The organism is Neobacillus sp. NRS-1170 (genome assembly GCF_050468025.1).
In genome coordinates this window covers 46604-52724 of the sequence record NZ_JBITPF010000022.1, presented here as the reverse complement: position 1 = coordinate 52724, position 6121 = coordinate 46604, and the positions used below count along the sequence as shown (strand labels likewise).

The following is a 6121-nucleotide window of genomic DNA, read 5'->3' as shown; positions in this document are numbered from 1 at the left end:
TTGACGGGGTTAAGTCCAATTTTTAGCACGTCTTTATTTCTATTCAAACTTAAATAAATCACCAGATAAGTATCTTTCCCCTGTATCACAAGCAATACATACTACGACCTCATCAGGTGATAATTTCTTTGCGACTTGTAATGCAGCAAAGCAGGCAGCACCTGATGATGGCCCAACAAGTATGCCTTCTTCACTAGCTAATCTGCGCGAGATTTCATAAGCATCTTCATCCGAGATTTTTTGAATTTCGTCATATACATCTTGGTTAAGGATATCAGGAATAAATCCTGGGCTGGTCCCGACGAGCTTATGTTTGCCGGGTTTCCCGCCAGATAAAACAGGTGACCCTTTTGGTTCCACGACATGGATTAATAGATTTTCATAATGTTTTCTTAAGGCTTCTCCTGTTCCTGTAATGGTCCCGCCCGTTCCGGCTGTGGCAACAAAAGCCGATAACGGCTTGCCAATTTCCTCCATTGCTTTGATGATCTCAACAGCGGTGGTGAAACGGTGGGCATCAGGATTTGCAGCATTCTCAAACTGCATCGGAATAAAACTATTTGGAATAGCCGTTGCTAATTCTTGTGCTTTTTTTATCGCACCCGGCATTTTTTCCTCCCCTGGAGTAAGAACAACTTCCGCACCATAGGCTTTTAAAATATTAATTCGTTCCTGTGTCATCGTATCAGGCATCACGATAACTGAGCGATAGCCTCGAGCTGCAGCATTCATTGCTAATCCGATACCTGTATTACCGCTAGTTGGCTCAATGATGGTGGAGCCATTGGTTAATTTTCCTGCTTTTTCTGCTTCGATTATCATATTAAAAGCAGCCCGATCTTTTACACTTTTACTGGGGTTAAAAAACTCAAGCTTTAAATATACAGAGGCCCCATCTTTAGGAGCAAGGCGATTTAGTTTGACAAGTGGTGTGTCTCCGATTAGTTCGGCTATATTATTTACGACTTTCATTTGGGCCCTTCCTTTCTGTACCTTCTATCCTAATGATAAATAATTTTTTCTGCAATGTAAAAAATATCGGATAATGTACTTCGTTAAGTAGATACAATTATGTCAAAATAGACTAAAATTTAATAAAGGATGAACAATCATGGAACATCGAAACCATTTTTTCTTTGCAGTTAAAATCCCTGATGAAACGAAAATAGTCCTAAAGGACCGGATGGACAAATTAAAAGAAAGCCTCCCTTTTAATCGCTGGGTTCATTATCAGGATTTGCATATTACCTTGGCTTTTCTAGGGGGTGCAGCTTCTGAAAATCTAGCAGAAGCAGAAAAAAAGGTGAGAGAAGACATAAAGAATGAAAAAGCATTCAATTTGAAAATAAACAAACTTGGAATATTCGGTAATCAAGATTCACCCAGGATATTTTGGGCGGATACGGTTGAGAGCCGGGAGCTAAATGAACTAAGAGGTAAAGTCTTTTCTGCTTGTGAAAAGGCTGGCTTCCAGCTAGAAACTCGTCCATTTCGTCCCCATATTACACTAGCTAGAAAGTGGAATGGGGAACAAGCTTTTCAAAGAGAGCAGCTTGAAGTGTGGCAGGAGCTCCAGGCAGAACCACTGACCTTTCAAGCTCAAGAAGTGGTGCTTTACCAAACACATCTTCAGAAAACACCTAAATATGAGGCCAAAACGATATATCCTTTAAAATAAATAGAGTAAGGGTTGGCGAAATGAAACAAATATATTTTATTATCAATCCAAAAGCAGGTAACGGCCGCTGCTTTAAAATTTGGAGAAATATCGAAGCCTTATTAAAGGCAGAACAAATCTCCTACCTGGCATTTTTTACAGAGTTCCCAGGTCACGCCAAAATTCTCGCCAGCCAAATTGCTGCCAGCAACAATGATCAAAAGTTAATGATAGCTGTTGGCGGAGACGGAACTATGCATGAAGTTATGAATGGAATTGTGAATAACCATAAAATTACTTTAGGATTTATCCCTGGGGGGTCAGGAAACGATTTTTCACGAGGGTTTCAAATCCCTTCAGATCCATTAGAAGCCCTTAAGGTGATAATCAGTTTGATGAAGCAGGAATCGCACTCAATTGATACAGGAAAAATAATGCTGGGAGACCATTCCGAGCACTATTTTATAAACAATATGGGTGCGGGATTTGATGCCCTCATTTCCTATGAAGTGAATCAATCTCCTATAAAGGCCTTGTTTAATAAGCTTTTAATGGGCCGCTTGGTTTATGTGTATTTTCTCTTAAAAAAGGTTTTTACTTTTAAAACATCCACAATTGATTTATCAATTGACGGGAAAAAGCATATATTTGAACAAACATGGTTTGTTACCGTTTCCAATCAACCTTATTATGGAGGCGGTATGAAAATTGCTCCTGAAGCCAAACCAGATGATGGACTCTTCGATATAACGGTTGTTCATGAGTTATCTAGAATTAAGTTGTTACTAGTTTTTATAAGTGTTTTTTGGGGAAAACATATCTATTTTAAAGAAGTGAAGACCTTTAAAGGGAAGGTTGTCTCCATGCATTCACATGACTCTCTCTATGTTCATGGGGATGGAGAGCATCTTGGATTTACACCCTTGACCATTAACCTGCAGCAGAAAGCCCTGTCAGTGTTAACAAGGAGGGCAAGTAAAGAGATAGTTGATTTGAAAGAGAGGGATTCTAATGATTGCCACTGAACGAAATTTTCTTGCCTACTTAGATGAGATGAAGATCATTACGATTCTTCTGCCACTTTCATATCAGCATGGTTTATCCTCTTCATTCATTGTTTCCGATGACTTTCAACAATTCCCTTTGACAATCTTGGAAAAGCGGCAAATAGAAAACAAGATGAAGTATATTTGCAAGCTTTCAGAGGAAATTTTGTTTGGAAGACAGTATTGGATATTGGATGAACATGGAGGAAAAACAGATCTTCAGATAGGCGCAGTCATCCGAACGGATTCATTTGATGATAAATTTTATTATGACGGTAACGATCTAGGGCTGACCTATGGTGAAAAGCAAACTCAGCTAAAAATTTGGGCTCCGACAGCAACTGGAGTCAAATTAAAATTACGTCCTCCTGACAGTCAATTTTCAGAAATTCTAAAAATGAAGCGGGAAGATCGTGGGATTTGGTCCGTTATAGTAAATGGTGATTTAGAATACTATCATTATAGTTTTCTTGTTCACGTTAACCTGGAATGGCGTGAGGTAATTGATCCTTATGTGAAGGCTTTGACGGCAAATGGTGAACATGGTGTTATTGTAAACCTTGCAAAAACAAATCGGCCCAAAGTCAATCTCCCTTGTATCTCAAACCCTGTTGATGCGATTATTTATGAAACACATATCAGAGATTTTACTATTCATCCGGGCAGCGGAGTAAACCATAAAGGTCTTTATCTTGGCGCTGGTGAGTTAGACACAAAAGGAAGAGATAGTGGGCCCACAGGATTGTCATATTTAAAAGCTTTGGGGATTACCCACATTGAATTTCTTCCTGTACATGATTTTGCAGGTGTTAATGAACTGGAACCAAACAAGGATTATAACTGGGGGTATAACCCGCTCCATTTTAATGCTCCAGAAGGCAGTTATTCTACAGATCCCTCTAATCCCTATTCCAGAATTATGGAATTAAAGCAATTAATTGATCAAATTCATCGTGCTGGTCTCAGGGTCATTATGGATGTCGTTTATAATCATATTTATATCCGTGAAAATTCCTCTTTTGAAAAAGTGGTTCCTGGTTATTATTTCCGTCATAACGAGATAGGACTTCCTTCAAACGGGACTGGTGTTGGCAATGATATTGCATCTGAGCGGAAGATGGTTAGAAAGTTTATATTAGACTCGATTCAATACTGGATGGAAGAATACCATATTGATGGCTTTCGATTTGATTTAATGGGTATTTTGGATGTTGAGACAATGAATTTAGTCAGAACTCTCTGTGACAGCATAGCAAGTGACACGATTATTCTGGGTGAGGGCTGGAATCTTAACACGCCTCTTCCTCATGACAAAAAGGCGATTATAGCGAATCAGGCGAAGATGCCGGGAATTGCCCAGTTTAATGATAAGTTTCGCGACAGCATTAAAGGCAGTACTTTTAATTTATTTGATAAAGGCTACGCTTTAGGAAATGAGCATTATCTTGAGGCAGCAATTGAGTTAATGACGGGAAGCATCGGTTTCAATAAAAAAGGAAATGGAATGTTTAATGAACCATCCCAATCAGTAAATTATGTTGAATGTCATGATAATCATACCATGTGGGATAAACTTCTGGCCTGTCATAAAAATATAGATGAATCTTCCCGAATGAAATATCACCGTCTCGCGACTGGGTTAGTCTTATTGGCACAAGGGATTCCTTTTCTGCATAGCGGACAGGAGTTTTTTCGAACGAAACAAGGGGATGGAAACAGTTATCGTTCGCCAGATTCCATTAATCAACTCGATTGGGAGCGGAAAAGCACATATAAAGAAAATGTGGAGTATATGAAAGGCCTTATTCAAATCAGAAAAACATACTCCTGCTTTCGCATGAGAACCCAAGCTGAAATTCGCTCGAATATTCGAATTTTACCGTTTAACTCCCCTGTTTTAGGAATTTATTATGAAAAGGCCAAAGTAATCTTAATCATTAATTCGTCATCCCGTGAGCAGCAGATCACACTGCCTGAAGGGGAATGGTCTGTTATAGCAAATCATGAATTTGCAGGGATTTCTACATCTAAAGCCTTTCAGCTTGAGGAAATAATTGTTGAACCAATCTCATTAAATGTTTTAGTGAAAAAATAGTTTCCCAAGATTACTTGACGAAAAAAGGCAATTGGAGATAAAATTTATTAAGATGGCTATTGTGTGCTATGGTTTCAATAGCCTTTTTTTATTTATTGAATGAAGGTAAAAAGGCGCATTGCTTTTTATCTAAAAGCTCCCATTAGAACGGCATAATTGAAGGTGAACAATTTTGGAACATATATTAGGACAAGAGTGGGAAATTATCCCTGCTGGAGGCGCGACAGGAGAAGCCTTTTATGCAAGATATGAAGATCAAAGGCTTTTTTTAAAGCGGAATTCTTCTCCTTTCCTTGCGGTACTATCGGCAGAAGGTATCGTCCCAAAGCTTGTTTGGACGAAACGGTTGGAAAACGGAGATGTCATAACAGCACAGCAATGGCTTGAAGGCCGGGAACTGAAACCATCTGAGATGAATCAGGAGCTTGTTGCCAGGCTGTTGAAAAAAATTCACCAATCAGAGCCGATGCTGGGTATGCTTAGCCGGTTAGAAAAATCACCATTGGATCCCGAGACCCTTTTTCAAACAGTGATAGATGACTTGGATGAACAAATCCTTGAATTTCCTGAAGTACAAAAAACATTGAACTTCTTAAAGAAGGAAGCGAAAAATGTTTATAGTGAAGAAAAAGTGGTATGTCATGGTGATGTGAATCATAACAACTGGCTGCTTGCGGAAGACAACCAGTTGTATTTAATTGATTGGGACGGGGCGATGATAGCCGACCCTGCGATAGACCTTGGACTGCTTCTTTATTGGTATATTCCAGAAGAAAATTGGCAGGATTGGCTAAGCATGTACGGGAAAACGCTGACCGATCATTTAAGGCTTAGAATGAAATGGTATACGGCTTTACAGACCTTATCTTCAATCCAGTGGTATAAAAATAAAAACCGCATCGAAGAAAGGGATAAGTGGATAAAGTTTTTAGCGGAAATCCTCTAATTAAGAAAACTGACCAATATCGTTTACCCATTGTGATAGGTTTTCTTGGTTAGATTGGATATGTTCATCCAAATTGGCCGTCCCAGCACCATACTGGCTGTATTGATAAACCTCCTGCAAAATGTTTTTAACATTTTTATCAACCTGTGTGTTAACCATGAGGGATTTCACTAATCGTTCTAGTTGTTCACATTCTGCTACAGACCCGCAGCAATCCGTTTGATGATTGCTTAATATATCCGTAAGTAAGGCAACCTGGTCACTATGACTTAATGGCATGACACAACACCCTTTCAAGTGGGATTTTTATAAAAAGAATTCACAGTTAGGTTGTGAATTCTTTTTTTGTTTATGCATTTTGCTTTTTTCCAACAAGA

6 protein-coding genes are annotated in these 6121 nt (G+C 38.9%); 4 read left to right on the top strand and 2 right to left on the bottom strand.

What is annotated here, in order from left to right:
* Positions 1-39 precede the first annotated feature (39 nt).
* A complete protein-coding gene (gene cysK / locus ACIFOT_RS09450; RefSeq protein ID WP_430064093.1) occupies positions 40-972 on the bottom strand; it encodes a cysteine synthase A in 933 nt (310 codons plus the stop codon).
* 139 nt (positions 973-1111) lie between these two features.
* Here cysK and thpR point away from each other — a divergent pair, with 139 nt between their 5' ends.
* The 4 genes from thpR to ACIFOT_RS09430 all read left to right on the top strand — a co-directional run bounded on the left by thpR (position 1112) and on the right by ACIFOT_RS09430 (position 5744).
* Entirely contained in the window at positions 1112-1678 is a 567-nt protein-coding gene (gene thpR / locus ACIFOT_RS09445; RefSeq protein WP_430064091.1) for an RNA 2',3'-cyclic phosphodiesterase, read from the top strand.
* Positions 1679-1698: 20 nt separating this feature from the next.
* Positions 1699-2682 carry a diacylglycerol/lipid kinase family protein gene (locus tag ACIFOT_RS09440; protein ID WP_430064089.1) on the top strand — a complete coding sequence of 328 codons (984 nt, stop codon included), beginning with the start codon at positions 1699-1701 and terminating at the stop codon, positions 2680-2682.
* Complete coding sequence (gene pulA, locus ACIFOT_RS09435; RefSeq protein ID WP_430064087.1) at positions 2669-4798, top strand: type I pullulanase; 2130 nt, start codon at positions 2669-2671, stop codon at positions 4796-4798. Before ACIFOT_RS09440 ends, pulA begins: the two co-directional genes overlap by 14 nt.
* A 172-nt stretch (positions 4799-4970) precedes the next feature.
* Positions 4971-5744 (top strand): phosphotransferase, encoded by a 774-nt coding sequence (locus tag ACIFOT_RS09430; RefSeq protein ID WP_430064085.1) that lies wholly within the window; start codon positions 4971-4973, stop codon positions 5742-5744.
* Here the strand turns inward: ACIFOT_RS09430 and ACIFOT_RS09425 are convergent, their stop codons facing one another.
* Complete coding sequence (locus tag ACIFOT_RS09425; protein WP_430064083.1) at positions 5745-6023, bottom strand: YtzH-like family protein; 279 nt, start codon at positions 6021-6023, stop codon at positions 5745-5747.
* Positions 6024-6121 lie beyond the last annotated feature (98 nt).

Excerpts from the sequence above, each read along its gene's own strand:
- cysK (WP_430064093.1), bottom strand. The coding sequence starts at position 972 with ATGAAAGTCGTAAATAATATAGCCGAACTAATCGGAGACACACCACTT.
- thpR (WP_430064091.1), top strand. The coding sequence starts at position 1,112 with ATGGAACATCGAAACCATTTTTTCTTTGCAGTTAAAATCCCTGATGAA.
- ACIFOT_RS09440 (WP_430064089.1), top strand. The coding sequence starts at position 1,699 with ATGAAACAAATATATTTTATTATCAATCCAAAAGCAGGTAACGGCCGC.
- pulA (WP_430064087.1), top strand. The coding sequence starts at position 2,669 with ATGATTGCCACTGAACGAAATTTTCTTGCCTACTTAGATGAGATGAAG.
- ACIFOT_RS09425 (WP_430064083.1), bottom strand. The coding sequence starts at position 6,023 with ATGCCATTAAGTCATAGTGACCAGGTTGCCTTACTTACGGATATATTA.